Origin of the sequence: Thalassospira australica (genome assembly GCF_044790785.1) — a bacterium.
Classification (GTDB): domain Bacteria; phylum Pseudomonadota; class Alphaproteobacteria; order Rhodospirillales; family Thalassospiraceae; genus Thalassospira; species Thalassospira australica_A.
Genome location: NZ_CP085258.1, coordinates 3,702,377 through 3,727,825, shown reverse-complemented (window position 1 = coordinate 3,727,825; position 25,449 = coordinate 3,702,377). Strand labels below are relative to the sequence as shown.

Here is a 25,449-nt window from a genome sequence, read left to right as displayed (position 1 = left end):
TATTCTCCGCTCAGGAAGTCTGAGACCGGTCTGTTGTGCGGGCACGTCTGGGACGGCGGGCTTTCAGAACGGTTTCAAGCTGATCAAGTTCGGTTTTGCTTTGACGCAGGCCCCGCAGGGTTGCGACTAGAAGGACGATCATGGCAAGGGCAGCGATGCCGTAGCTGGCCCAGATATAGCTGCCATAGCCGCCCATTGAGAAGAATTCGTTCATTTGCTGGCTCCGGCGTTGTGACCCTGATCATAGGCGAGTTCATCATGATCGCCGTTGGCAGCGGGGCGTTCGTCAAACAGGCCGCTGAGCTGAAGGGTACGGATGCGGCGCTGGTTCAGTTCAAGCCGAACGCGCAAAACCAGTATGATGAAATAGTATCCGGTAAAGGCAAAGGCCATGATCAGAAGCGGGGCCAGCATGCTGGGATCGATGCTGGGCCCATCCATGCGTGCGACCGATGCCGGTTGATGCAGGGTGTTCCACCAGTCGACGGAAAATTTGACAATCGGCACATTGACTACCCCGACCAGTGCCAGGGCTGATCCGGCCTTTGACCCGCGTTCGGGATCGTCAAAGGCATTTACCAGCGCGATATAACCAAGATAGAGGAACAGCAGGATCAGCATCGAGGTCAGACGTGCATCCCAGACCCACCATGTTCCCCACATCGGTTCGCCCCAAAGCGACCCGGTAATCAGGGTCAGGGCGGTAAAGGTCGCGCCAACCGGTGCGGTGGCACGCGCGCAAATATCGGCCAGCGGGTGTTTCCAGATCAGGCTCATCGCGCCGCAGGCGGCCATGCCGACATAGCAGAACAGCCCCATCCATGCGGCGGGCACATGGATATACATGATCCGGACAGTGCTGCCCTGCTGATAGTCAACCGGTGATCCGATCAGGGCGAGATAAAGCCCGACGGCGGTCAGGATGACAGTCAGGGCGACCACCCACGGCATCATGGCCCCGGTCAGTTTCAGAAACACGCTTGGTTTGGCGAAACGATGCATTTTCTCTCGTCCGTTTGCGGCAATGCCGCCGAAGGTCGTCAGTCTGTGTTCTTTGTCATTCCACTGCCTGCCGGATGGCGTGTGCGGTGGCAAACGGGGCGGCAGCCAAAGACAGTAACAGGATCGCCCCCATGATCTGTAACTGTGCCTGGGCGGAAATGCCAAGCAATGCGGCCTCGACCGCGCCAGCACCGAAAATCAGTACCGGTATATATAGTGGCAGGACCAGCAGCGACACCAGCACCCCGCCACGTCGTGCCCCCAATATCAGTGCCGCACCAATCGCCCCGATCAAACTTAATGCCGGTGTGCCGATCAGCATGGCGATCATCAAAGTGCCAAAGCCGTCCTGATCCATATTCAGCATCACGGCCATCACCGGTGCCGCAATGATCAGCGGCAGGCCCGTCGTCAGCCAGTGGGCGCAGACCTTGCCCAGCACCAGAAGCTCCAGCGGGGCAGGCGACAGGGTCAGCAGTTCCAGCGTGCCATCCTCGTAATCGGTCTGAAAAACACGTTCGAGGGACAGCATGGCGGCCAGCAGGGCCGCGACCCAGATCACCCCCGAGGCAATCCGCGCCAGTATGTTGGCTTCGGGCCCGACGCCAAACGGAAACAGGGTGGTGGTCACGATAAAGAAGGCAACCACCATCACGGAATCCGCCCCCTGACGCAGGGCCAGGCGCAAATCGCGCCGCAGAATGGCGACAAAGGCCTTCATATAGCAGCCTCCGTCGTCCTGCCTTGATTCATGTCGTGTGACAGGTTTTCGCGGGCATCTTCATCATCCTGTTCGGCCAGCCATTCCATCATCGGGATGGCGAACTGATCCAGATCGAGGATGATCGGTGCCGCAATATCAAGATCGACATGGGTCGAATAAATCACGATGCCGCCTTTGGCCCGGAATTCGGCAATCAGGCGGGCAAGTTCGGCGCAGCTTTCACGATCAAGGCCAACAGTCGGTTCATCGAGCAGCCAAAGGTCGCTTTGACCCAGCAGGATACGGGCAAGGGCGGTGCGGCGTTTCTGACCGCTTGAAAGATATCGCCCGGCGGTTTTGCCAAGATGATGAATATCAAGGGCGCGAAGCGCCCGATCAATTTCGGCGTCGATATCGGAAATATCGCGCAGTTCGGCCCACAGGCGCAGATTATCGCGAACGGTCAGGACCGGTTTGATGGCGTCCTGATGACCAAGGTAATGCAGGCGCGCGCGATGGGCAATTTTATCATCGGCGATATCATCACCCTGCCAGCGGATGGTGCCGCGGCGCGGGGCCATGAGGCCCGCCATCAGGCGCAGCAGACTTGATTTTCCTGCACCGTTGCGGCCACGCAGCATCACGGCATCGCCGGTATTGGCGTTAAAGGAAAGATCGCCAAAAACCAGTCGTTCGCCACGCAGACAGGTCAGATCAGAACCGGTAAAAACTGTCATCTAACTCGTTTGACTGTCGGAATTCATGCCGGATATGCGTTTTCTATAACGCGTCCGGGGTGATTAATCATGCTTTATCCGACATTGGATGTGATGACATTGTTTCAAATCAATCCAAAGAAACGCCAAACGCCGCAGCGATCAAAAACCGGCTGCGGCGTTTGGCGGAGGGACAGGTAATCAGAACCGGATGACCGAAGCACTTCGAACCGGGCCGCCGCGGCCTTCCTGAACAAGGATCGCAACACCGCCGTCGCAAGGCTGGTTCAGGGCGAAATCAAGTTCGCGCTGCTGTCCGTCCCACTGACCAAGATCGATCATTTCGCGCACGACATTGGCATGAACCAGACGCCGACCGGCATTTTCGCCAGAGCGGACATCGCGTTCCTGTTCGCGATCAAACCCGATCAGCCAAAGCTGATAGGACTGCCCGGCGGGCGGGGTGTGGACCATGCCGAGCTTTAATTTGCCACTGGCGGGGCTGGTTCGATTATCCGATAGCAGGGCCAGGTCCGCCCATTCCCGAAGCGGGGTCGCTTCATTGCTGGTGGTGACGATTCGACTTTTGTCCGTGGCCCGCACGACCTGATCGCCATTGATCACGACCTGCGGGGTGTAGACATAGCGTTCACGCAATCGACTAGCATAGTCGCGTTGTCGTTCGGTATTGGCAGCACTGGAAAACGGATCTTCCCAGCCCAGATAGTTCCAGTAATCGACATGGAACGACAGGGCAAGAAGGTCAGCATGTTCCTGATTTAATTCGTAAAGAACACGATCCGCCGGAGGGCAGGAATTGCATCCTTCGGATGTGTAAAGCTCGATCACGGCGCGGGGTGACGTGGCCTCGGCGGCATGTGCCAGCGATAAACCACCCAAAAACGCGGTTGCAAGCATGATGATAAGGGGGCGAAGCTGTTTCATGGCTTGATGATGCCCCAAAATGCGTATCAACCACCAATCACAAGGCGTTGAAAGGCCCGTATGTGCCAAAACGACCGATTTTTGCGCAAAATCCGGGAATTTAGACAGGAGATTTCGGAAGATTGGTGTTATTAGCTCCGGTCAATTCCGAAAGGGGGCAGCAGGCCTTCACGGAATGCGTGAGGTGAAATCACCTTTGCGTTTATACAGAAAAATGAGGAACAGGCACTGCGGCGGGAGCGACTTTCCGTGGATGCCGGTCCAAGAAAGGTTTGCAGGCTATGATTAAACGAGAGCATTGGGGTTCACGCCTCGGCTTTATCCTGGCGGCTGCCGGGTCGGCCGTGGGGCTGGGCAACATCTGGAAGTTTCCCTATATGGCGGGCGAGAATGGCGGTGGCGCCTTCTTGCTGATTTATCTGGCGCTGGTCTTTACCATCGGTCTTTCGGTCATGCTGGCTGAAATGGTCATCGGGCGGATGGCTGAAAAGAACGCGATCGGGGCGTTTGCAAAGCTGAAGGGCGGTGCGTGGCCGCTGGTGGGGCTTTGTGGTGTTGCGGCTGCCTTTATCATCCTGTCATTTTACAGTGTCGTTGCCGGTTGGACGATTTCCTATATGGTCAAATCGATCACCGGGGCGCTGGCGATTGAAGATCCGGCCGCATTGGGCAACATCTTTGGCGGGTTCATTTCCGATCCGGTTTCGCCGCTGATCTATCATGCGCTGTTCATGGCATTGACGATCTTTGTGGTGCTGGCGGGTGTCGGTTCGGGGATCGAACGCGCGTCAAAGATTTTGATGCCAGCCCTGTTTGCGCTGTTGCTGATCCTGATTGTGCGTTCCGTGACCTTGCCAGGTGCAGGCGAAGGCATTGCCTTCCTGCTGTCGCCGGACTTCTCCAAAGTCACCTGGGCGACGGTATCGGAAGCCCTGTCGCAGGCGTTCTTCTCGCTGTCGCTTGGGATGGGTGCGATGATTACCTATGGCTCGTATCTGAGCAAAAAGGAAAATATCGCCAGTTCGGCCGGTTGGGTGACGCTGCTTGATACGTCGGTTGCGGTGATGGCCGGTCTTCTGATCCTGCCGGCCGTGTTCGCATTCGGCTTTGATCCAAGTGCCGGTCCGGGCCTGACTTTCATCACGTTGCCAGCGGTGTTTGCGCATATGCCGATGGGATCGGTCTTTGCGTTCATGTTCTTCCTGCTGTTGGGGATTGCCGCCCTGACATCGGCGGTTTCGATCCTTGAGGTGGTTGTTGCCTATTTCGTTGATGACCGTGGCATTAGCCGCAAAGGGGCATCGATCACGGTGGGTGTGATCATCTTCCTGCTTGGTATTCCGTCCTCATTGTCGATGGGCATCATGGGTGATTTCACCATCTTTGGTCTTGGCTTCTTTGATCTGATGGATTCAGTCAGTTCGAAATTGCTGCTGCCGATTGGTGGGCTGTTCATCTCGTTGTTTGTCGGCTGGGTTGTCTGGGGCAAGGCCAAGGAAGATATTGCTGCCCATAATGGCGTCGTGCCGTTCTGGATCAATGGCTGGGGCATTATCGTGAAGTTCATCGCGCCGCTTGCGATTGCCTTCATTCTGCTCAAGGGACTTGGCGTGCTTTAGGCCGTTTTTTCAAAGCAGACGAAATGCGAAGGGCGGGGAATTTCCCCCGCCCTTTTTGCTGGTTATCAAACCGGATCAGGAGGCTTTGGCCGGTCTTTGTTGCGACAGGGCAAGGATTTCATCGGCAGACATCGGTTTGCCCAGAAGGTATCCCTGTATGTAGTCGCATCCGGCATCGCGCAGCAGCTTGAGCTGCGCGTTGGTTTCGACACCTTCGGCGACGCATTTTTTGTGCAGGTTCTGCGCCATATTCAGGATTGTGATCGCAAGGGCACTGCCTTCGCGGCCCTGATTGATGTCGCTTACAAAGCTGCGATCCATCTTGATCGTGTCAAACGGCAGCTTGCGCAGGTAGCTGAGGCTGGAAAAGCCGGTGCCAAAATCATCGAGCGCGATTTTCACGCCGAGATCGCGAATGCATTGCAGATTGGCACGCATTTCATCAATGTTCTGCATGAACAGGCTTTCGGTGATTTCGATTTCCAGCCGGTCTGCCGCCATGCCCTTTTCGACCAGAATGGTTCTGATCTGTTCGGCAAGATCGATGGTGCCATAGAATTGCTGAACCGACACATTCACCGCCATGGTGATGTTGTGCAGTCCCTTTTCACGCCATGAAACGGCCTGTCGGCAGGCATGGCGCAAGACCCAGCGGCCAAGCTCTCCGATGACACCGATTTCCTCGGCCACCGGAATGAACACGGTTGGCGGGATCGGGCCGCGTTCCGGATGGTTCCAGCGCAAAAGGGCTTCGACCCCGTGCAAGGTAGCGCTGCGGGCGTCGAATTGCGGTTGATAGACCAGATGGAATTCATCGCGGTCCAGTGCCTGACGTAGGGCGGTTTCAAGGGCAAGGTCGGCACCGCTTTGCGAATGGCTGGCGCGGTTATAGCGGCTGAACCGGTTTCGTCCCTGTTCCTTGGAATGCATCATCGCGATTTCGGCATTGCGCAGCAGATTGGCGGTATCATTGGCATCATGCGGGAAGGACGCGATGCCGATACTGGCCGAAATATAGATTTCCTGCCCTTTTCTGGTCCGGTGTGGCTGTTTTAACGCCTTTAAAAGATCATCGGCCAGTGCGGCATCGTCATCGGCGGATTTGCCTCCCGCAAGCAGGATGGCATATTCATCCGCCCCGACGCGCGCCAGAACACCGCCCTGATCCAGGCGACGGTGCAGGCGGCGGGCAACTTCGACCAGAACATCGTCACCGTCACCATGACCCAGTGTGTTGTTCACCCGCTGGAAATTATCGATATCGAGCAGCAGGATCGTCAGGCGGGTTCCCTTGCGGCGGGATTCGCCGATACCATGAGCCAGCAGTTCAAGGAAACGGCGGCGATTGGGATAGCCGGTCAGCTCGTCAATATGGGCAAGGCGCAGAATGTCTTCGCGGTTTTTCTTGCGTTCGCTGATATCGGTGAAGATCGATGCATACTGGCTGATCTGACCATCGGCATCACGAATTGCGATGATTGACAGCCATTCGGGATAAATCTCGCCGGATTTGCGTCGGTTCCAGATTTCGCCTTCCCATTTGCCGTGCTGTTGGATATCGCGCCACATCGAGGTGTAAAATTCGGGAGACTGACGGCCCGATTGCAGGATATTGGGGTTTTTGCCGATCACGTCCGATGCGTTGTAACCCGTGACCCGGGTAAAGGCCGGATTGACCAGTTCGATGGTACCATCGGCGGCACAGACCATGATCCCGTCAGGCGACGTTTCAATGATCTTGTCTGCCAGAAACAGCGACCGGCGGGCCGAAGCCAGTTCGACATCACGTCCTTCCATCACCGATCGGAGATGGGCGAAATAATCCTGTTCGATGAATTCCAGCAGATCGGCGAATGACAGAACCCCGATCACATTGCCGGTTTCATCAATCACGGCAAGATGGCGGATATGTTCGGCCAGCATCGTATCGCGGGCATTGTTCAGGCTGGCCTTGGCGGAAATGACGCGCAGCGGGCGGCTGGCAATTTCGATGGCCGGTGTTGCGTGATCACCATTGGCAAGATTGCGCAGGACATCGCGTTCGGTGATGATGCCGGTGTGGTCAAGATTTGCGGCCGGGCTGTCGGCGACTGACGGATCATAAACAATCGCGCAGTCGCATTTGGCATCATGCATGCGGGCGCGCAGTTCCGACATCGGGATATCGCCATCGACAAAGATTGTCGTGCGGCGAATGGCGGCCCCAACATCGCCGTCGCCCAGCTTGCGCCAGCTTCCATGCTGGCGGATCAGATCGGACTGGCTGATGATCCCGGCCAGACGGTTTTCCGCGTCCACAGTCACCAGATGGCGGACATGGCGTTCGCGCATGCGGATGATGGCGGCTTCGGGTGTCGCATGGACCGATATGCTGTGAACCGGGGCCGACATCCATTTCGAGATCGGCTCGTTCAAGGTGGCTTCGCAGTCGGCGGGCAGGGACAGGCAGTCCTTTTCCGTCCAGATACCGACCGGCAGGTGATCCTGTGTCACGATGATGGAACTGCAATTGGCTTCGCGCATCATGTCGATGGCCTGACCAATCGTGGTTTCCGGCCCGCAACGCAATACAATGCCGGGGGAAATCGTACCTACGGTCAGGTGGGTGGTATTGCCATCGGCAAAACTGGCGCGCGTCATGTATAACCTGTTGCTGTCCAAATCCTGTCTGGCACCCGGTTGGCGGGCATTTCTGGTCTAGCCTCATCCCTATCAAATCGTCGGGACGACTGACTTGTTATAAATCAATAAATCGAGGTGGTTTGGATCTGGCGCAATTTAAAAGTGCAGTTCTTGCAAAACACCCCCGTCCATGAAAGACGGGGGTGTTGCGCAGTCAGCAGGCTTCTGATTTCAGGAGAAATCAGGCAGCTTTCATCATGTTACGCAGAACAAACTGCAGAATGCCGCCGTTCTGGTAGTAAAGGACTTCGTTTTCGGTATCGATACGGCAGGTGGCAATGACCTCTTCGGTGGAGCCATCCTTGCGCGTGATACGAACCGTAACGTCCTGCATCGGGGTGATACCGTTGCCGATACCCAGAACGTCGAAGACTTCGGTGCCGTCAAGCTTGTAAGTCGCACGACCTTCACCATTCTTGAACTGCAGCGGCAGGACGCCCATGCAGACCAGGTTAGTGCGGTGGATACGTTCGAAGCTTTCGGCCAGAACAGCTTTGACGCCAAGCAGGTTGGTGCCTTTGGCTGCCCAGTCACGGGACGAACCGGTGCCGTATTCCTTACCAGCGATGACAACCAGCGGGGTGCCTTCTGCCTGGTAACGCATGGCAACATCATAGACCCAGCCCTGTTCGCCGGACGGGTAATGAACCGAAACACCACCTTCGGTGCCCGGTGCCATTTCGTTGCGGATACGGATGTTGGCAAAGGTACCGCGCATCATGACTTCGTGGTTCCCGCGGCGTGCGCCGTAGGAGTTGAAGTCACGAACTTCGACGCCATGCGCCTTGAGGTATTCACCTGCCGGGCTTTCTGCCTTGATCGAACCGGCCGGAGAAATGTGGTCGGTTGTGACAGAGTCAGCAAGGATCAGGAGCGGACGAGCACCATGAACTTCCGAGAACTCACCCGGTTCTTTCGCCATATTGACGAAGTAGGGCGGGTTCTGGACGTAGGTCGATTTGCCATCCCAATCGAAGGTTTCGCCTTCGGTGACTTCGATTTCCTGCCACGGTTTCGGGCCGGCAAAGATGTTGTCGTAACGATCCTTGTACATCGAAGCAGAGATCGAGGACGCGATGGTGTCCGCGATTTCCTTGTTGGTCGGCCAGATGTCTTTCATGAAGACGTCTTTGCCGTTCTTGTCGGTACCGATCGGGTCTTTGTTCAGATCGACCTTCAGGTTACCGGCAATGGCATAGGCAACAACCAGCGGCGGGGAGGCAAGGTAGTTTGCCTTGACCTGCGGGCTGATGCGGCCTTCGAAGTTACGGTTGCCCGAGAGAACGGCGGTAACGAGCATGTCGTTGCCGTCAATTGCCTCGATGATCGGGTCGGCCAGCGGACCGGAGTTACCGATACAGGTGGTGCAACCGAAACCGGCAACGTTAAAGCCAAGCTTGTCGAGATAGGACTGCAGACCGGCTTTTTCGAGATAGTCGGCAACAACCAGCGAGCCCGGTGCGAGCGAGGTTTTCACCCACGGTTTGCGCTGCAGGCCGAGTTCAACCGCTTTTTTCGCCAGCAGGCCGGCTGCGATCAGCACGCTCGGGTTCGAGGTGTTGGTGCAGGACGTGATGGCGGCAATAACGACGTTACCGTCTTTCATTGCGAAGTTTTCGTTCGAAACCGGAACAGAACGATCCGCATCAACACCCGGTGCCATATCGGCAAAGGTCTTGGTGAAGCTTGAAACGGCATCTTTCAGCAGAACGCGGTCCTGCGGACGTTTCGGACCGGACAGGGCCGGTTCGACGGTCGAGATGTCGAGTTCAAGGGTTGCGGTATATTCTGCTTCGAAGCTCGGGTCGCGCCACATGCCCTGTTCTTTGGCATATGCTTCGACCAGTGCGATCTGTTCTTCGGAGCGGCCGGTGTTACGCATGTAGTTAAGCGTTTCATCGTCGATCGGGAAGAAGCCACAGGTCGCACCGTATTCCGGTGCCATGTTACCGATGGTCGCACGATCCGGCAGGCTCATATGGTCAAGCGCGTCGCCATAGAATTCGACGAACTTGCCGACAACGCCTTTTTCGCGGAGCATCTGAACGACGCGCAGCACGAGGTCGGTTGCGGTGATGCCTTCTTTCATCGAGCCGGTCAGTTTGAAACCGACGACTTCGGGGATCAGCATCGAGATCGGCTGACCGAGCATTGCGGCTTCGGCTTCGAGACCGCCAACACCCCAACCCAGAACGGCAAGGCCGTTGACCATGGTGGTGTGAGAGTCGGTACCGACCAGCGTATCGGGATAGGCAACGGTTTTGCCGTTGTCATCTTCGCCGGTCCAGACGACCTTGGCGAGATGTTCGACGTTCACCTGGTGGCAGATACCTGCCCCCGGCGGGACGATGCGGAAATTGTTGAACGCATTCTGGCCCCAGCGCAGGAACTCGTAGCGTTCGCCGTTACGTTCGAACTCGACTTCCATGTTTTTGTCGAGTGCGTCGTCGGTGCCGAAGAAGTCGATCATGACCGAGTGGTCAATGACGAGGTCAACCGGTGAAAGCGGGTTCACCTTCTGGGCGTCGCCACCCATTTTGACGACGGCATCGCGCATCGCGGCAAGGTCGACAACGGCGGGAACGCCGGTGAAATCCTGCATCAGGACGCGGGCCGGACGATAGTTGATCTCGTGCGAGCTCGTACGGGATTTGAGCCACTCCACGACAGCTTTGACATCGTCGGTTTTGACAGTGAAATCGTCTTCGTAACGCAGAAGGTTTTCCAGAACGACCTTCAGCGTAAACGGAAGTTTGGAAACGTCGCCGATTTTTTCGGAAGCAACTTTAAGGCTGTAATAGTCGTAGGATTTATCCCCGACTTTCAGCGTGCGGCGCGTTTGCAGGTTGTCTTTGCCACAAATGGACATCAGACCCTCCTCAAGGTGGTTAAAGGGCTTGTCGTGACAAGACACCCCGACCGTCGGAGCGCCGAGCGGTGGGCTATCTGTTTCTCGTGACGCGGGTCACGGCTACATATGTATGTGCCACGGGGTTACACCACAATTCCCCCCGAAAGTCCAGACCCGCAAAAGGGTCATTCTTGAAATCCCTGCGATAACAACGAATTGGTGAATGGCTGGCGTGTAATGGCAATCGCATGGTATGTGATTCCGGTGAAAAACGCCGCAAATCCGCCCGGACATCGTTTGCGAGTCCACGGGGGCACCGTCCAGTTTGGAAAGACTCGAATGTAGAAGGCGACCTGTACAATAAGGGGAGAAGCCTGTCCAAACGGCAACGAATCGGGTGGCTGCCTGATTGTGCAAGGGGGCAATTTCGGGGTTTGCCGGAATGCACGTGGTGCAGCGCGAACAGGTACCCTAATGGTGCGTCGCAATAATTTCAGGGTTTTTGGTTTCCGGGTTGTGCCACGATGACCTTACGGAATTATAGGTGGAAATGCATTCATCAGACCAGAACGCAAAAATTGTGCGGCGCGAATTTGTGAAAAGTCTCAATCCGTTGCTGTGCAACACGTTGACGTGATTTGCTGAAATTGGTACTTAAATACGTATTAAATGTGTCAAGCCCGGTTTCCGTAAGGTCCGGGGCAAATAAAAACCGGCACATCATCAGGGAAACTGAACAAGAGGCACGGGGTATCCACCTTTGATCCGGGCAACCGGACACAAGGATGCCTGCGGCCCAAGTCAGGGAGGATAAGCGACGTTATGACGTCACAGGGTCCCATCTTGCAGATCAGCGACGGGTCGCTTGTGTTTGGCGGCGTGCGCGCGCTGAGCGATGTCAGCTTTTCCGTCCAGCCCGGCGAGCTGTTTTCAATCATTGGTCCGAATGGGGCTGGCAAGACATCGATGCTTAACTGCATTTCGGGTCGCTATCAGCCGACCACCGGGTCCGTTGCCTTCAAGGGGAAGGATGTCACGGGGCTTAAACCCAATGACCGTGCCGAGCTGGGCATTGGCCGTACCTTCCAGAACCTGGCGCTTTTTGGCCATATGAGTGTGCTTGATAACATCATGGTCGGGCGGCACCATCTTTTGAAAAACAATTGCCTGACCGGGCCGCTTTACTGGTTTTCCGGCGCGCAGAAGGAAGAGCTTGAACATCGGCGCTTCTGCGAAGAGGTGATCGACTTCCTTGAAATTTCCCATATCCGCAAGGCAACCGCCGGGACGCTGTCCTATGGTTTGCGCAAGCGTGTCGAACTGGCGCGTGCGGTGGCGTTGCGCCCCGATCTGATCCTGCTGGATGAACCGATGGCAGGCATGAACCTTGAAGAAAAAGAGGACATGGCGCGCTTTATCATCGATCTGAACGAAGAATGGGGCATGACGGTTGTCATGATCGAACATGACATGGGGGTGGTGATGGATATCTCCAACCGGGTCATGGTGCTTGATTTCGGTCGCAAGATCGCAGCCGGACTGCCCGAGGAAGTCATGGCGAATGCCCATGTCAAAAAGGCCTATCTCGGCGAAGATGATGACGCAACCGATGAAGACGAGCAGGTGGCCTGAACATGAGCAGCAATACACCCGATTATGCCGATGTGCAGGCGCTTGATACCTTCCCGAAAGTGCTGGCGTATAACGCGCGCCACTGGCCCGAAGAAATCGCCATGCGCGAGAAGGAATTCGGCATCTGGCAGGAATTCACCTGGAAAGATTATAACGACCGCGTCAAATGGATGGCGCTTGGCCTGCGCGATATGGGCATCAAGCCCGGCGATGTGATCGGCGTTATCGGCGAAAACCGCCCGGAATGGGTCTGGGGCGAAATCGCTGCCCATGCGCTGCGTGCGATGTCGGTCGGCCTGTATCAGGACAGCCTTCATGAAGAAGTCGCCTATCTGATCACCTATTCCGGTGCGCGGGTTCTGATCGCCGAGGACGAGGAACAGTGTGACAAGCTTCTGGAACTGGCCGAACAGATCCCGACGGTTGAACACATTGTTTATTGCGATCCGCGCGGGATGCGGAAATACGAAGACCCGCGCCTGATGGATATCGAAAAGCTTTATGAACTTGGCCGCGAGGTCGAGGCCAAAAACCCCGGTGCCTATGACGGGATGGTCGCCGATACGCGCGGTGATGAATGCGCGATCCTGTGCACCACATCGGGCACGACGTCCAAGCCGAAAATGGCGATGCTCAATGCCGGTGATTTCCTTGATCATTGCGCGGCCTATTTGCGGGCCGACCCGAAATATCCGGGGGATAATTATGTTTCGGTTCTGCCGCTGCCATGGATCATGGAACAGGTTTATGTCGTCGGTCAGTCGCTGATCAGCCGCCAGATCGTCAATTTCGTCGAAGAACAGGAAACCATGATGGCCGATCTTCGCGAGATCGGACCGAACTTCGTTCTGCTGGCACCGCGCGTCTGGGAAGCGATTGCCGCCGATGTCCGGGCACGCATGATGGATGCGACCCTGTTCAAACAGAAAATGTATGATTTCGGCATGTCGTTGGCCCGGACCGCCCTTGATGGTGGCGGGCATTCCAGGGTCGCCGATATCCTGTTGATGAATGCGCTAAAGGACCGGTTGGGCTTTTCCAATTTGCGGTCTGCTGCAACCGGCGGGGCGGCGATGGGGCCGGAAACCTTCAAGTTCTTCCATGCTATGGGTGTTCCGCTGCGCCAGCTTTATGGACAGACCGAACTTTGCGGTGCCTATACGATCCATCAGCCCGATGACATTGATTTCGACACGGTCGGGCGCGCGTTTGATAATTCGGAAATCAAAATCATCAACACCGATGAAAACGGGGTTGGCGAAATCGTCGCACGCACGTCGGGCATGTTTACCAGCTACTATAAAAACCAGGCCGCCTATGACGAGGATGTCCGGGATGGCTGGATGCATACGGGCGATGCCGGTTACTTCAAGGAAGGCAACAAGCATCTTGTGGTGATCGACCGTCTGAAAGATCTGGCGGAAACATCAAAAGGTGTACGGTATTCGCCGCAGTTTATTGAAAACAAACTGAAATTTTCGCCCTTCATTGCCGAGGCCGTGATCCTTGGCAAGGGGTTGCCGTTCCTGTCGACCATGATCTGCATCCGGTATTCGATCATGGCCAAATGGGCCGAGCAGCGCGGGATTGCCTTTACCAACTATACCAATCTGTCGGCCCAGCCGCAGGTCTATGACATGATCGTTGAGGAAATCCGTCAGGTGAATGAAACCCTGCCGGAAGCGCAGCGCATCAAACGGTTCCTGCTGCTTTACAAGGAACTGGATGCCGATGACGGCGAACTGACCCGTACCCGCAAGGTCCGTCGCAGTGTGGTTGCCGAAAAATATGCCGACATCATTGATGCGGTTTATGCGGGCAATGACAAGGTTGATATCGACACCATGATCACCTTCCAGGACGGGTCGAAAACCCGCATCCAGACAAGTGTGAAAGTCGTCGATCTGGACGGGGACAAGGCCGCACAGACGGCCCCCAAAGCCGCCGAATAAGGCAGCGATAAAACAGTGCGCCCCAAACGCCGGAAAGGTTGCGGGGCCGCCATTACAGGGATGGCAACATGAATTTCGAACTTCTGTTCCAGCTTCTGCTTAACGGGCTGATTGTCGGAACATTGTATGGCGTGGTCGCCATGTGTTTCGTGCTGATCTACAAATCGACCCAGATCGTGAACTTTGCCCAGGGCGAGTTTCTTTTGGTCGGGGCGTGGGTTTGTTATGCATTCCTTGTGGAAATGCAAATGCCCTTCTGGCTTGGGTTCCTGTTCACATTGCTGTTCATGATGGCGTTTGGCATCGTCTTGCAAATGGTCGTTCTGCGCCCGATGATTGGCGAGCCGATCATTTCCGTGATCATGGTCACCATCGGGCTTTCGATCTTTTTCCAGGCGGCGACGAAATGGATATTCGGTGCAACCACCGCGACCTATCCGCAGGTGTTTGAAGCCAAGTCGGTCAACCTGATGGGGATGCAGATCGAAACCGCCTATATCATGAGTTTCGTGATCTCGCTGGTGATCATGGCGGCGTTTTACTGGTTCTTCAAATATTCCAAGCTGGGCCTTGCGATGCGGGCCACGGCCTTTGACCAGCAGGTCGCGCAAAGCCTTGGTATTTCCGTCAAGACCGTGTTTGCGATGTCCTGGGCGATTTCGGCCCTGGTATCGGGTGTTGCCGGTATCGTGATCGGGATGGTCAACGGGGTTTCATCCGCGCTTTCGGTGATCGGGATCAAGGTGTTCCCGGCGGTTATTCTGGGCGGGCTTGACTCAATCATCGGCGCGATTGTCGGCGGCGTGATCATCGGTCTTCTGGAAAACACCGCCGAGTTTGTCGACGGTCAGTATCTGCACTGGGGCAACCTGTTTTCGATCGCACCGTTCTATGTGCTGATCATCATTCTTTGCATCAAGCCATACGGTCTGTTTGGCACCAAAGACATCGAACGCATCTAAGGGGCGGAGTAATAGGTTATGGCTGGATTTTCGATGCGTCCATGTGGTGATTTTCGCACCACCTACCGACAGGATACGCGGATTTTTGATACCACCTTTGTGCGCAATGCCGCAATTCTGGGTGTGACTGCAACCGCCCTGATCCCGTTTGTTCTGGATGGCTATTACGTCAACCTGTTCATCCAGATCTCGTATTTTGCCATTGCCGCCCTTGGTCTGAATATTCTGGTCGGTTTCACCGGGCAGATTTCGCTGGGTCATGCGGCGTTCTTTGGCTTTGGCGCATTCGCATCGGCCTGGATCAACAATACGACCGGCATTCCGGTTTTGCTGTCGATCCCGCTGGCCGGGTTGATGACGGCGGCCGTCGGGCTTTTGTTTGGTCTGCCGGCAGCCCGGATCAAGGGGCTTTATCTGGCGATTGCGACACTGGCCGCCCAGTTCATCCTTGAAGACTTCTTTGCCCGGGCCGAATGGTTTACCGGTGGCTCATACGGGGCGGCAGCGAACCCGGTCAATGTGTTCGGCTATGAAGTGCTTGATGATTTCAGCTTCTTCTATGTTTGCCTGTTCTTCCTGGTGGTCATGTACATGCTGGGCACGAACCTGATGCGGACCCGTGACGGGCGCGCCTTTGTTGCGGTTCGGGATCATTATCTGTCGGCGGAAATCATGGGGATCAATCTGACGAAATACCGTCTGATGAGCTTTGCGATTTCATCCTTCTATGCCGGGGTCGGCGGGGCGATGTACGGCCATTATCTGGGCTTCGTTTCCGCCGAGGGCTTTACCATCCTGCTGTCGATCCAGTTTCTGGGCATGATCATCATTGGCGGCCTTGGCTCGGTCAAGGGCACGTTGATGGGGACCGTCTTTATGGTGTTGCTGCCCGAAGTCATGGAAAACGGTGTCGGGCTTTTAAGTGTTTTCGACTGGGCCAATTCGACGGCTGTAACCGACGGGCTGGCCTATATCAAGGAGATGGCGATCGGTCTGGCCATTATCCTTTTCCTGATCTTCGAACCGGACGGGCTTGCTCATCGCTGGCAGCAGATCAGGGCGTACTGGAAGCTTTATCCCTTCTCGTACTGATAATTACCGCCGAAACCCGCCCCGCTAAAAAACACAAAAGGGGCGGGATCAAAACCGGGGGAGACCGGGAGGCTATATCGTTGAGGAAAACGTCCAAGGGAGACGTCGTGATGAAAAGACTGATTGCTGCAACCGCGATGGTTGCAACCGGCCTGTCGGTAACGGCAGCCAAGGCAGACGAAGTATTCGTCGGCCATCTGATGGATATCACCGGTGCCACCGGCTTCATCGGCAAGTTCTATGCCGATGGCGTTCGTGATGCGCTGTCTTATGTGAACACGCATGGCGGGATTGACGGCACGGTTCTGGATTCTGAATCGGTCGATTATGCCTATAAGGTTCCGCAGGCCATTGCGAACTATAAAAAATGGCGTTCGCGCAATGACATGATCGCGATGCAGGGCTGGGGCACGGGGGATACCGAAGCCCTGATCAGCTTCGTGGCCCAGGACAAGGTGCCGGTCTATTCGGCATCCTATTCCGGTCATCTGACCGACCCGACGGCAAAAAACCCGAAAACCGCGAAACCGGCCCCCTATAACTTCTTCTATGGCGCATCCTATTCCGATGCCTGCCGTGCGATGGTCCAGTGGGCGGCCGAAGACTGGAAAGCATCGGGTGGTTCGGGCAAGCCGGTCTTTTCGCATATCGGGGATAACCATCCCTATCCGAATGCGCCCAAAGAAGCCTGTGCGGAATACGCAACCGAGCTTGGCTTTGACGTGACCGAGCCGGTCGTCGTTTCGATGAAGCCGGGTGATTTCAAGGCGCAGTGCCTGACGATCAAGGAAGCCGGGACCAATTATGGTTATCTTGGCAATCTTGGCCCGTCGGTTGTTTCGCTGGTCAAATCCTGCGACACGGTCGGTGCGACCCCGAAATGGCTCGCCAATATCTGGGCGGGCGACTACGAGACGCTCAAGACCATCGGTGATGTGAAGAACTATGTCTTCCCGGCGATGACCAGCTTCTGGACCGACGAAGGCGTACCGGGCATGGACCTGGTGCGTGAAATTTCGAAAATGTCGGACAGCTCCGGCGAGCAGTTCCGGACCCATCACTATATCCGCGGCATTTGCTCGGTCTATTACATGAAAGAAGCCATGGAATGGGCCAAGGCCAATGGCGGCATCACCGGCGAAAACATCAAGGCCGGCATGTATGCCCGCACGGATTGGGTGCCGGTCGGTCTTGAAGGCGTTTGCATGCCGGCAACCTGGACTGCCGAAGACCATCGCGGCATCAACACCGTGAATATCTATAACGGCAGTGCAATCGGCGGTGAACCGACCGTAACCAAGGCGGCAACCGTGACCCTGCCGCGTCGTGACGACTGGCTCGGCTACTAGGCCGTAGTCAGAAGACGGATGTCTCCCGATGGTGTTCGGGGCGGGGTGGCGAAAAGCGCGCGTGCCCCGGCACCGGGGGACGCAAACAGAACGTGATCGAAGGGGACACCATGGCAGAGCCCGCCCGCAAAACCGAAACCGCAGAACCGTTGCTGTCGGTCAATAATATCGAAGTTGTGTATGACGAGGTGATCCTTGTTCTACGCGGGGTGTCGCTTGAAGTCCCGCAGGGCAAGATCGTGACCCTTCTGGGCCCGAACGGGGCCGGTAAATCGACCACGCTCAAGGCTATTTCCGGTTTGCTCAAGACCGAGGATGGCAAGGTGACCCGCGGTGATATCAATTTCATGGGGCAGCAGATTGCCAATGGCAATCCCGAGGATATCGTGCGTTCCGGCCTGTTTCAGGTCATGGAAGGCCGCCGCATCATCGAAGACATGACCTGTGTCGAAAACCTTCGGCTTGGCGCCTATACCCGCAAGGACAAGGGCGTTAAGGACGACATCGACATGGTGTTTGAATATTTTCCGCGCCTGCGCGAACGGACCGGGCTTGCCGGTTATTTGTCGGGCGGGGAACAGCAGATGCTGGCAATCGGTCGGTCGCTGATGGCGCGCCCGAAAATGATTTTGCTTGATGAACCGTCGATGGGTCTGTCACCCTTGCTGGTGAAAGAAGTGTTCGGGATCATCGAAAAGATCAACCGCGAGCAGGGTATTACCATGCTGATCGTTGAACAGAACGCCAACTTCGCGCTGAAGGTTGCCGATTACGGTTACATCATGGAAAGCGGCAAAGTGGTTCTGGATGGTACCCGTGACGAGCTTCTGAACAATGAAGACGTCAAGGAATTCTACCTTGGTGGCGGTTCGGAAGAACGCAAAAGCTTCAAGAACATCAAATCCTACAAACGTCGCAAACGCTGGATATAAACTGGCGTTTGATACTTTGTCTGATCAGAAAACGGACCCGGCCATCATGCTGAATACCTTTTACGATAGCAAGGAAACCCGGTCACCAAAGGACCGCGAAACCGGTTTGATGACAGCATTGCCGCGCGTGATCCATCACGCCAAAAGCAAGGCTGCCGGTTTTGGCCGTATCCTTGATGGTGTCGATCCGCAGGATATAACCAGCCGCGCGGCACTTGCGAAATTGCCGGTGACCCGCAAATCCGATCTGGTCACGATGCAGCCGGAAAATCCGCCCTTTGCCGGGTTGAATGCAACGCCGGTTCCGGCCTTGGGCCGCATTTTCCAGAGCCCTGGTCCGATTTATGATCCGGAAGGCAAGGGTGATGACTGGTGGCGGATGGGGCGCGCGTTTTTTGCCGCCGGGTTCCGGCCGGGCGACATTATTCATAACTGCCTGTCCTATCATCTGACGCCGGGGGGCTTTATTTTTGACAGCGGCGCACGTGCGTGTGGCTGTGCGGTCATCCCGGCCGGTGTCGGGCAGACCGAAGCCCAGATCAAGGCGATCACCGACCTGAAGCCGACCGGCTATGCCGGAACGCCGTCGTTCCTCAAAATCCTGATGGAAAAGGCCGATGAACTGGGCGGGGATGTATCATCGATCACCCGTGCGCTTGTTTCGGGCGAGGCATTGCCACCGTCATTGCGCGACTGGTTTTCGGAACGCGGTGTTGCCATGCTGCAATGTTATGCCAGTGCCGATCTTGGCCTGATTGCCTATGAAAGCGATGCCAAAAGCGGCATGATCGTTGCCGAGGACATCATTCTTGAAATCGTGCGTCCTGGCACCGGCAACCCGGTGGCCGAAGGCGAGGTGGGCGAGGTTGTCGTTACCAGCCTTAATATGGATTATCCGCTGATCCGGTTTGCCACCGGTGATCTTTCGGCGATTGCATCGGGGCCAAGCCCGTGCGGGCGGACCAATATGCGCATCAAGGGCTGGATGGGGCGGGCCGATCAGACCACGAAGGTCAAAGGCATGTTTGTTCATCCCCATCAGATTGCCGAAGTCATCCGACGCCATGCCGATATTGGCAAGGCGCGTCTGGTCGTCACCCGCGAGGATGACGTCGATGTCATGACGCTGGCCTGCGAAACCGATGCCGCAGGATTTGATCCCGATGCGGTTGGCGAAACCCTGCACGGGGTTTGCAAGCTGCGTGGCAGGGTCGAAATCGCCACACCGGGCAGTCTGCCCAATGATGGCAAGGTGATCGACGATCAGCGGGATTATTCCTGAACTTCATCTGTTATCGGCTTTTATCCCGTTTTATCCCGTCGGTGTTTCATGCCGATGTTCTTCCCGCTCGGGAAAACTTGATGCCGTCCGGCTTTGACCGGGCGGTATTTTTTTGTTTCGCCGATGCGGTGGGGATGACGTCAACCGTCTGATTATGTAGCTGCGCCAGTTGGTTGCCCTTGCGCGTGTGGGCTGTTCTAATGACGGCAATTGAAAATGATGGAGCCACCCGATGAAGGATCAAACAGTTTGCGTGTCACCCCCCGCAATTTCCGAAGACGGTTATGTCAGTCTGACAACCCCGGTGCATCGGGCATCGACCATCGTATTCCCGAACGCAGCGGCCTATGCTAACCGGGCGGAACGCGGGCCTGACGGATACAGTTATGGCCTTGGCGGTACACCGACGACGCGTCGGCTTCAGGCAACGTTAAATAGCCTTGCCGGGGCGGAGGGCACCTTGCTTTTGCCATCGGGGCAGGCGGCGATCATGCTGGTCTTTGTGACGGTTCTGAAACCCGGCAATACGATTTTGATCCCTGATTGTGCCTATCCGCCGGTGCGCTCATTCTGCCAGTCGTTTCTGGCCGAACGGGGCATCGGTTTTCGGGTCTATGACCCCGACTGGTCGCCCGATCAGGTTGGCGATCTGATTGATGACAGCGTCAAATTGCTTTGGATCGAAACACCGGGATCGGCCACCATGGAAATGGTTGATGTTGGCGGACTGGTCAAACGCGCCCATGCCAAGGGCGTTCTGGTCGGTTGCGACAATACCTGGGCGACGCCGCTTAACTTCAAGCCGGTCCTGCATGGTGTGGATTTCGTGATCGAGGCGCTTACGAAATATGCCGGGGGCCATTCCGACCTTCTGATGGGATCGGTCAGTGTGCGTCAGGCTGACTGGTATCCTGAACTGCGCACGACCATGAGCCTGATGGGGCTTGGCGTTTCGCCAGATGACTGTTCGCTGGTGCTGCGCGGTCTTGAAACCATGTCATTGCGGCTTCGCCACGCGGCAAAAACCGCATTTGATTTTGCCAGACAGATTGCCGAACGCATTCCCGGTGAACTTGTTCTGCATCCAGCCTTGCCGCATTCGCCGTCGCATGCGCTTTGGAAACGTGATTTCGCCGGGGCAAGCGGCGTGTTCAGCATCATCATCCCCGATCACGTCAGGGATGCAGTGATCAAACAGGTCGATGCGGCGCAAAGTTTTTCCATCGGCGCATCATGGGGCGGCACGCACAGCCTGCTCGCACCAATGTCGGTTGCAGACGAACGAAGCTTTGTTAAACCCGAACATCGCGGCACCATTCTTCGGATCAGTATCGGGCTTGAGGACCCGGCCGATCTTTGGGCCGATCTTGAACGCATCGTCGCTGTGATCGAAGGATAGTTTTCGTCACTGTTCATTGCCTTTGGGCGATGTATGATGGCGCACAATTTTGAATGATTACAGGGGGAATCATGGCGCAGGCGAGCAAGCCACTGGCCGTTGGCATGATCACGATTTGCCAGTTGATGGCGCTTGCACTGTGGTTTTCTGCAACGGCGGTCCTGCCGCAATTGCGCGCCGAGTTTGACCTTGGTGCCGTTCAATCCTCGTTCTTTACCAGTTCGGTTCTGCTGGGCTTTGTCATCGGCACACTGGCCAGCGCCTTTTTGGGGTTGGCGGACCGGATCGAGCCAAGACGTTTCTGGGCGATATCGGCATTGATTGCCGCAACGGCCAATCTCCTGATTCTTGTTGTTCCGGTTGATGGCGTTGTGGTGATCCTGCTTCGCCTGATTACCGGCATCTGCATGGCAGGAATTTATCCCATCGGCATGAAGATGGTTGCGACATGGTCGCGGGGCGATACGGGTTTTCTGGTCGGGCTGCTGGTTGGTGCCCTGACCATGGGATCGGCCCTGCCGCATCTGTTTGCGGTGGCGGTGCCACTCGATTGGCGGCTGGTGATCATTGCGGCAAGTGTTTCGGCTTATCTTTCCGGATTGATGGTCCTGTTCGTCAAGCTGGGCGGGACGCCGGGGCGTTCCCCGCGTTTTGATCCGCGCATGGTCGGGCAGATCTGGTCAAACAAACCGCTGCGCCATGCATGTTATGGCTATTTCGGGCATATGTGGGAACTCTATGCCATGTGGGGCTGGATCGGACTGTTTCTGTATGGGGCATTTTCCGACCGGGATGCCACCAATCCGGGCATGTGGGCGGCACTTCTGACATTTGCGATTATCGGTATCGGGGCGTTTGGTTCTTTGGCTGCGGGATTGCTGGCGGACCGGATCGGCCGGACGACGGTTACCATGACGGCGATGGCCATCAGCGGTTTGTGCGCACTTGGTGCAGGCGGACTTGGCGATGCACCGCTGATTGTACTGATTGTAATCTGTATTGTCTGGGGCATTTCGGTTGTTGCCGATTCCGCGCAATTTTCATCTTGCGTGATCGAACTGGCCGATCCCCATCAGGTCGGAACCGCCCTGACCATGCAAAATGCCATCGGTTTTCTGATTGCACTGGGGTCCATTCATATGGTGCCTGTCATCGCCGATATCTTTGGCTGGTGGGGGGCGTTTGCGATGCTGTCAGTCGGACCTTTGCTGGGGTTTGTCGCCATGGGACGCCTGCGCGCCATGCCCGAAGCAAGCCGGCTGGCGGGCGGGCGGCGATAGTTTTGACCGGTCGAGGGAAAACGGGCGGTGATCGGCTTCACTTGACAATCGCAAGGCAAAAAGCTGCGCTGTTTTGGTTTTCTTGACCATTTTCGGCACAAATATTACTTTCTGCCAGAATTTTCTTGCTGTTGCGCGCTGGGGGCGTTGCGGCGTTTTCCAAAAATAAGGGTCTTTCATGAGTCTCACCCTCATTGTTTTGCTTCCCTTCCTTGGGGCGGTGCTACCCGCCGTCATGATCAGGGCCGGGCGCAACGCGTGCGCTACTGCAACCGGCTCGGTCACGCTGCTTGCCTTGATCCTGCTTATCGCGAAGGCACCCGCCGTTATTGGCGGCGAGGTGTTTCAGGTTCGCTATGACTGGCTGACCGATCTTGGATTGAATGTAACTTTCTTCCTTGACGGGTTGGGATTGCTGTTTGCGACCCTGATCCTGGGGATTGGTTTGCTGATCATCATTTACGCCCGTTTCTATCTGTCGAAAGACGATCCGATGGGGCGGTTTTATGTGTTCCTGTTGCTGTTCCAGGGCGCGATGGTCGGTATTGTTCTGTCGGACAATATCCTGCTGCTGCTGATTTTCTGGGAACTGACATCGCTGTCATCCTTCCTTCTGATCGGTTACTGGAAACATCTGCCCGAAGGTCGTCAGGGCGCGCGTATGGCGCTGACCGTGACCGGGGCAGGCGGGCTTGCGATGATTGCCGGGATGCTGATCCTTGGAAATATCGCCGGGTCCTATGATCTGACCGTCATTCTGCAAAATGCCGATCTGATCCAGGCGTCGCCACTTTATGTGCCAGCCCTTGTCCTGATCCTTCTGGGCTGCTTTACCAAATCGGCACAGTTCCCGTTCCATTTCTGGCTGCCGCATGCCATGGCCGCACCGACCCCGGTTTCGGCCTATCTGCATTCGGCAACCATGGTCAAGGCGGGCATCTTTTTGATGGCGCGCATGTGGCCGGTTCTGTCGGGCACGCCGGAATGGTTCTATATCGTTGCGACCGCGGGTCTTGTGACCATGGTGCTGGGCGCATGGATTGCGATCTTCAAACACGACCTCAAGGGGCTTCTGGCCTATTCCACGGTCAGTCACCTTGGTCTTGTGACCATGCTGTTTGGGTTCGGAACGCCGATTGCCGCTGTGGCCGGCGTGTTCCATATCATCAACCATGCGACCTTCAAGGCCGCCCTGTTCATGACCGCCGGGATCATCGATCATGAAACCGGGACGCGCGATATTCGTCGTCTGGGCGGTTTGCTGAACCTGATGCCGATTGCCGGGACCATCGGAATTATTTCGGCGGCATCCATGGCCGGGATCGCGCCGCTGAACGGTTTCCTGTCCAAGGAAATGATGCTGGACGAAGCATGGCATACCGTCTGGCTTGATCAGAATTGGATCATGCCGCTGCTTGCGACCATTGGCGCATTGTTCTCGGTCGCCTATTCGCTGCGCTTCATCTTCCATGTGTGGTTTGGCAAAACCCGCGATGAACTGCCCCATCACCCCCATGATCCGCCGTTTGGCATGTGGGCACCGCCCGCATTTCTGACGGTTCTTGTGGTCCTGATCGGTCTGTTCCCGGCGGCAATTGCCGGGCCGCTGGTTGCGGCCACGTCCAATGCGGTCACCGGCGGGAATCTGCCGGACTATTATCTTGCACTTTGGCACGGTGTGACACCGGCACTCGGGATGAGCGTGATCGCATTTATCGGCGGGGCTTTGATCCTGCTGCGTCACGATGGACTGATGGCCGCTACGGCAAAACTGTCGCGGCCGGATGCCAAGGCAATGTTTGATTGCATGATTGTCAAGGTCGTCGCGCTCAGCCGTTTGATTTCCGACAATCTTCACAACGGATCGCTGCAACGCTATCTGGCGGTGATGGTTTTTGCCGCCCTTGCCATCGGTCTTTCGGGCTTTTATGCCGAACCCAATCACACGGCGGGTACGCGTGAACTTCTGGCGGTTTCCCCGCCTGCCGCCATTGGCTGGATACTCCTGATCGGAAGCTGTATCGCGGTGGTCGCCACGCATCACAACCGCCTGCTGACCCTGCTTCTGGTCGGTGTGATCGGTCTGATCGTTTCGCTTGGCTTTATTTATCTGTCGGCACCGGATCTTGCCCTGACGCAAATCTCGGTCGAGGTGGTGACGGTCATCCTGATGTTGCTGGCGCTTAATATTCTGCCCAAGGAAACCCCGAAAGAAAGCCTGCCGGGTCGCAAGTTACGCGACTGGGTGATTTCCATCGGGGCGGGTCTTGGCATGGCCGGGGCTGTCTGGGCGATCATGACGCGCGATCTGCCCAATTCGATTTCGGCCTATCATCTGGCCAATTCGAAAACCGAAGGTGGCGGGACCAACGTGGTGAACGTGATCCTCGTCGACTTCCGTGGCTTTGATACCTTTGGCGAGATCATCGTTCTTGGCATCGCGGCCCTGTCGATCTTTGCCCTGATTGAAACAGTCACCCAGGGCGAGGCCGCCAAACGTCTGGCAAACTGGGTCGTGGATAATCGCCGGTCGGCAGATCGCCATCCGATGATGATGGTTGTCGCAACGCGTGTGATGTTGCCGCTGGCGCTGCTGGTGGGGGTTTACATCTTCCTGCGCGGTCATAATGAACCGGGCGGTGGCTTTATCGCCGGTCTGGTCGTTTCGGTCGCCTTGGTCATGCAATATATGGCGTCGGGCTTTGGCTGGACCCAGAACCGCATGAAGGCCAATTACCACGGCATGATCGGGCTTGGCGTGATTGCCGCGGCCATTACGGGCCTGTCGGCCTGGGTGGCGGGGCTGCCGTTCCTGACCAGTGGCTTTGTCCATGTTCATCTGCCGATTGTCGGCGAGTTTGAACTGGCGTCTGCCATGGGCTTTGACCTTGGCGTGTTCCTGACGGTGGTGGGGGCGGTGACCCTTGCGCTTGCCAAACTGTCGCAGGTGGAACGCATGGCCGAGCATGTCGACATCAATCCCGAGCCGATGGACCATGATCCGTCCGCCGCGACCGCGAAGGTCGCGACAGCTGAGAAAGAGGCCTGATA

Annotated in this window: 18 protein-coding genes; 11 read left to right on the top strand and 7 right to left on the bottom strand. The window is 56.4% G+C overall.

The genetic code is table 11. The features are described from left to right. Positions 1–10 precede the first annotated feature (10 nt). From ccmD to LG297_RS17450, 5 genes are all read right to left on the bottom strand, one after another. Positions 11–214 carry a heme exporter protein CcmD gene (ccmD, locus tag LG297_RS17470; RefSeq protein ID WP_404422512.1) on the bottom strand — a complete coding sequence of 68 codons (204 nt, stop codon included), beginning with the start codon at positions 212–214 and terminating at the stop codon, positions 11–13. Beyond that, positions 211–1,002 carry a heme ABC transporter permease gene (locus LG297_RS17465; protein WP_404422510.1) on the bottom strand — a complete coding sequence of 264 codons (792 nt, stop codon included), beginning with the start codon at positions 1,000–1,002 and terminating at the stop codon, positions 211–213. The genes ccmD and LG297_RS17465 overlap by 4 nt, the downstream gene beginning before the upstream one ends. Before the next feature lie 55 nt (positions 1,003–1,057). Continuing rightward, a complete protein-coding gene (gene ccmB / locus LG297_RS17460) occupies positions 1,058–1,723 on the bottom strand; it encodes a heme exporter protein CcmB (RefSeq protein WP_404422508.1) in 666 nt (221 codons plus the stop codon). Then, the gene (ccmA, locus tag LG297_RS17455; protein WP_404422506.1) at positions 1,720–2,442 is read right to left on the bottom strand and encodes a heme ABC exporter ATP-binding protein CcmA; all 723 of its coding nucleotides are present in this window, start codon (positions 2,440–2,442) and stop codon (positions 1,720–1,722) included. The genes ccmB and ccmA overlap by 4 nt, the downstream gene beginning before the upstream one ends. Before the next feature lie 180 nt (positions 2,443–2,622). Further along, positions 2,623–3,366 (bottom strand): DUF1223 domain-containing protein, encoded by a 744-nt coding sequence (locus tag LG297_RS17450; RefSeq protein WP_404422504.1) that lies wholly within the window; start codon positions 3,364–3,366, stop codon positions 2,623–2,625. A 281-nt stretch (positions 3,367–3,647) separates the two neighbouring features. Here LG297_RS17450 and LG297_RS17445 point away from each other — a divergent pair, with 281 nt between their 5' ends. Next, a complete protein-coding gene (locus LG297_RS17445; RefSeq protein ID WP_404422502.1) occupies positions 3,648–4,985 on the top strand; it encodes a sodium-dependent transporter in 1,338 nt (445 codons plus the stop codon). A 75-nt stretch (positions 4,986–5,060) separates the two neighbouring features. On the opposite strand, the gene LG297_RS17440 is transcribed toward LG297_RS17445, so the two are convergent. Beyond that, positions 5,061–7,625, bottom strand: coding sequence for an EAL domain-containing protein (locus tag LG297_RS17440; RefSeq protein ID WP_404422500.1), 2,565 nt, complete (start codon positions 7,623–7,625; stop codon positions 5,061–5,063). 223 nt (positions 7,626–7,848) lie between these two features. Next, positions 7,849–10,536, bottom strand: a complete 2,688-nt coding sequence (gene acnA / locus LG297_RS17435; RefSeq protein WP_404422498.1) for an aconitate hydratase AcnA — start codon at positions 10,534–10,536, stop codon at positions 7,849–7,851. 804 nt (positions 10,537–11,340) lie between these two features. Between acnA and LG297_RS17430 the strand changes: the two genes are divergently transcribed. The 10 genes from LG297_RS17430 to LG297_RS17385 all read left to right on the top strand — a co-directional run bounded on the left by LG297_RS17430 (position 11,341) and on the right by LG297_RS17385 (position 25,447). Further along, complete coding sequence (locus LG297_RS17430; RefSeq protein ID WP_404422496.1) at positions 11,341–12,150, top strand: ABC transporter ATP-binding protein; 810 nt, start codon at positions 11,341–11,343, stop codon at positions 12,148–12,150. Between the two features lie 2 nt (positions 12,151–12,152). Next, complete coding sequence (locus LG297_RS17425; RefSeq protein ID WP_404422494.1) at positions 12,153–14,102, top strand: long-chain fatty acid--CoA ligase; 1,950 nt, start codon at positions 12,153–12,155, stop codon at positions 14,100–14,102. Positions 14,103–14,170: 68 nt separating this feature from the next. Next, positions 14,171–15,064, top strand: a complete 894-nt coding sequence (locus tag LG297_RS17420) for a branched-chain amino acid ABC transporter permease (protein WP_404422492.1) — start codon at positions 14,171–14,173, stop codon at positions 15,062–15,064. A gap of 18 nt (positions 15,065–15,082) precedes the next feature. Continuing rightward, positions 15,083–16,156, top strand: a complete 1,074-nt coding sequence (locus LG297_RS17415; protein ID WP_404422490.1) for a branched-chain amino acid ABC transporter permease — start codon at positions 15,083–15,085, stop codon at positions 16,154–16,156. Positions 16,157–16,266: 110 nt separating this feature from the next. Continuing rightward, entirely contained in the window at positions 16,267–17,505 is a 1,239-nt protein-coding gene (locus LG297_RS17410; protein ID WP_404422488.1) for an ABC transporter substrate-binding protein, read from the top strand. A gap of 110 nt (positions 17,506–17,615) precedes the next feature. Then, positions 17,616–18,437, top strand: coding sequence for an ABC transporter ATP-binding protein (locus LG297_RS17405; protein ID WP_404422486.1), 822 nt, complete (start codon positions 17,616–17,618; stop codon positions 18,435–18,437). Between the two features lie 46 nt (positions 18,438–18,483). Continuing rightward, positions 18,484–19,719, top strand: coding sequence for a phenylacetate--CoA ligase family protein (locus LG297_RS17400; RefSeq protein WP_404422484.1), 1,236 nt, complete (start codon positions 18,484–18,486; stop codon positions 19,717–19,719). 232 nt (positions 19,720–19,951) lie between these two features. Further along, entirely contained in the window at positions 19,952–21,118 is a 1,167-nt protein-coding gene (locus LG297_RS17395; protein ID WP_404422482.1) for a trans-sulfuration enzyme family protein, read from the top strand. Positions 21,119–21,189: 71 nt separating this feature from the next. Next, positions 21,190–22,398, top strand: coding sequence for an MFS transporter (locus LG297_RS17390; protein WP_404422480.1), 1,209 nt, complete (start codon positions 21,190–21,192; stop codon positions 22,396–22,398). A 178-nt stretch (positions 22,399–22,576) separates the two neighbouring features. After that, the gene (locus LG297_RS17385; RefSeq protein ID WP_404422478.1) at positions 22,577–25,447 is read left to right on the top strand and encodes a monovalent cation/H+ antiporter subunit A; all 2,871 of its coding nucleotides are present in this window, start codon (positions 22,577–22,579) and stop codon (positions 25,445–25,447) included. Positions 25,448–25,449 lie beyond the last annotated feature (2 nt).

Bases quoted from the DNA above. Each gene is read 5' to 3' on its own strand.
- ccmD (WP_404422512.1), bottom strand. From the start codon at position 214: ATGAACGAATTCTTCTCAATGGGCGGCTATGGCAGCTATATCTGGGCC.
- LG297_RS17465 (WP_404422510.1), bottom strand. From the start codon at position 1,002: ATGCATCGTTTCGCCAAACCAAGCGTGTTTCTGAAACTGACCGGGGCC.
- ccmB (WP_404422508.1), bottom strand. From the start codon at position 1,723: ATGAAGGCCTTTGTCGCCATTCTGCGGCGCGATTTGCGCCTGGCCCTG.
- ccmA (WP_404422506.1), bottom strand. From the start codon at position 2,442: ATGACAGTTTTTACCGGTTCTGATCTGACCTGTCTGCGTGGCGAACGA.
- LG297_RS17450 (WP_404422504.1), bottom strand. From the start codon at position 3,366: ATGAAACAGCTTCGCCCCCTTATCATCATGCTTGCAACCGCGTTTTTG.
- LG297_RS17445 (WP_404422502.1), top strand. From the start codon at position 3,648: ATGATTAAACGAGAGCATTGGGGTTCACGCCTCGGCTTTATCCTGGCG.
- LG297_RS17440 (WP_404422500.1), bottom strand. From the start codon at position 7,625: ATGACGCGCGCCAGTTTTGCCGATGGCAATACCACCCACCTGACCGTA.
- acnA (WP_404422498.1), bottom strand. From the start codon at position 10,536: ATGTCCATTTGTGGCAAAGACAACCTGCAAACGCGCCGCACGCTGAAA.
- LG297_RS17430 (WP_404422496.1), top strand. From the start codon at position 11,341: ATGACGTCACAGGGTCCCATCTTGCAGATCAGCGACGGGTCGCTTGTG.
- LG297_RS17425 (WP_404422494.1), top strand. From the start codon at position 12,153: ATGAGCAGCAATACACCCGATTATGCCGATGTGCAGGCGCTTGATACC.
- LG297_RS17420 (WP_404422492.1), top strand. From the start codon at position 14,171: ATGAATTTCGAACTTCTGTTCCAGCTTCTGCTTAACGGGCTGATTGTC.
- LG297_RS17415 (WP_404422490.1), top strand. From the start codon at position 15,083: ATGGCTGGATTTTCGATGCGTCCATGTGGTGATTTTCGCACCACCTAC.
- LG297_RS17410 (WP_404422488.1), top strand. From the start codon at position 16,267: ATGAAAAGACTGATTGCTGCAACCGCGATGGTTGCAACCGGCCTGTCG.
- LG297_RS17405 (WP_404422486.1), top strand. From the start codon at position 17,616: ATGGCAGAGCCCGCCCGCAAAACCGAAACCGCAGAACCGTTGCTGTCG.
- LG297_RS17400 (WP_404422484.1), top strand. From the start codon at position 18,484: ATGCTGAATACCTTTTACGATAGCAAGGAAACCCGGTCACCAAAGGAC.
- LG297_RS17395 (WP_404422482.1), top strand. From the start codon at position 19,952: ATGAAGGATCAAACAGTTTGCGTGTCACCCCCCGCAATTTCCGAAGAC.
- LG297_RS17390 (WP_404422480.1), top strand. From the start codon at position 21,190: ATGGCGCAGGCGAGCAAGCCACTGGCCGTTGGCATGATCACGATTTGC.
- LG297_RS17385 (WP_404422478.1), top strand. From the start codon at position 22,577: ATGAGTCTCACCCTCATTGTTTTGCTTCCCTTCCTTGGGGCGGTGCTA.